Below are 1,997 nucleotides of genomic sequence, written 5' to 3' on the forward strand. Positions count from 1 at the left end.
GGACGGCCCGCAGCCGCAACGGCGAAGCCGCCGCCCGCACCGTAAACGGCGACGCCGCCGCCCCCGGTGCGAATCGGGGGCGGCGGCTTCACCGGTCAGCGGGAGGGACTACTCCCACTCGATGGTGCCCGGCGGCTTGCTGGTCACGTCGAGGACGACGCGGTTGACGTCCCGCACCTCGTTGGTGATGCGGGTCGAGATGCGGGCGAGCACCTCGTACGGCAGGCGCGACCAGTCGGCCGTCATGGCGTCCTCGGAGGAGACCGGACGGAGCACGATCGGGTGGCCGTAGGTACGGCCGTCGCCCTGGACGCCGACGGAGCGCACGTCGGCGAGCAGCACGACCGGGCACTGCCAGATCTCGCGGTCGAGACCGGCGGCCGTCAGCTCCTCGCGGGCGATGGCGTCGGCCTCGCGCAGCAGGTCCAGACGGTCCTTGGTGACCTCGCCGACGATGCGGATGCCGAGGCCGGGGCCGGGGAACGGCTGGCGCTGGACGATCTCCTCGGGCAGGCCGAGCTCCTGGCCGACCATGCGGACCTCGTCCTTGAAGAGCTGGCGCAGCGGCTCGACGAGCTCGAACTCCAGGTCCTCGGGAAGGCCGCCCACGTTGTGGTGGGACTTGATGTTGGCGGTGCCGGTGCCGCCGCCGGACTCGACGATGTCCGGGTAGAGCGTGCCCTGGACGAGGAAGGCGACCTCCTCGCCGTCGGCGGCGCCCTCGGCGATGATCTCGGCCTGCGCCTGCTCGAAGACGCGGATGAACTCACGGCCGATGATCTTGCGCTTGGTCTCCGGGTCGGAGACGCCGGCGAGGGCGGCGAGGAAGCGCTCCTGCGCGTCGACGACCTTCAGCTGGACGCCGGTGGCGGCCACGAAGTCCTTCTCGACCTGCTCGGTCTCGCCCTTGCGCATCAGACCGTGGTCGACGTAGACGCAGGTGAGCTGCGAGCCGATGGCCTTCTGTACGAGCGCGGCGGCCACGGCGGAGTCGACGCCGCCGGACAGACCGCAGATGGCGCGCTTGGTGCCGACCTGGGCGCGGATGGCCGCGACCTGCTCCTCGATGACGTTGCCGGTCGTCCAGGAGGGCTCGATGCCGGCGCCGCGGTAGAGGAAGTGCTCCAGGATCTGCTGGCCGTGCGTGGAGTGCAGCACCTCGGGGTGGTACTGGACGCCGTACAGCTTCTTCTCGTCGTTCTCGAAGGCGGCGACCGGCACGACGTCCGTGGACGCGGTGACGGTGAAGCCCTCGGGGGCGGCGGAGCAGGCGTCGCCGTGCGACATCCACACGGACTGCTCGACCGGCGTGCCCTCGAAGAGGGTGGAGCCGGCCTTGGAGACGTGCAGCGGCGTACGGCCGTACTCGCGGGCGCCCGTGTTGTCGACGGTGCCACCGAGGGTGGTCGCCATCAGCTGGAAGCCGTAGCACATGCCGAAGACGGGGACGCCGGCCTCGAAGAGCTCGCGGTCCAGGCGCGGGGCGCCCTCGGCGTACACGGACGAGGGGCCGCCGGAGAGGATGATCGCCCTCGGCTTCTTGGCCAGCATCTCGGCCACCGGCATGGTGGACGGGACGATCTCGCTGTAGACCCGCGCCTCACGGACGCGACGGGCGATGAGCTGGGCGTACTGGGCGCCAAAGTCGACAACGAGGACTACGTCCGGGTTGGTGACGTCGGGCGCGGCAGCGGGAGTCGCTGATGACACTACGGCGGCCTTCCGGCGGTAGGAGGGGTTCCCCCGAGAGGGGGGCTATTTGTCGATTCTACCGGCGCGGCGCGCTTGCCCTTCGTCTCACCATCCGAACCGGGGTGGCCTTCGTCTCACGATCCGGGCCCGAGTTGCCCCGGGGCGCCGCGCGGGGTCCATACTGTGCCCCATGCGCGAGCTCACGACCTTCCTCTTTACCTATGGCACCGGCCGGTCCGGATGCCATGGTCGTGCTGCTTGAGCAACTGACAAGCGACTTCCCAGGCGCCCCGGGCCGACAAGGC

Annotated in this window: 1 protein-coding gene; it reads right to left on the reverse strand. The window is 70.6% G+C overall.

The window, feature by feature from the left end; translation table 11 throughout:
* Positions 1–108: 108 nt before the first annotated feature.
* A complete protein-coding gene (gene guaA / locus ACWEJX_RS37745) occupies positions 109–1,710 on the reverse strand; it encodes a glutamine-hydrolyzing GMP synthase (protein WP_451611925.1) in 1,602 nt (533 codons plus the stop codon).
* Positions 1,711–1,997: the final 287 nt, after the last annotated feature.

The sequence above is a fragment of the Streptomyces sp. NPDC004788 genome (genome assembly GCF_053601115.1).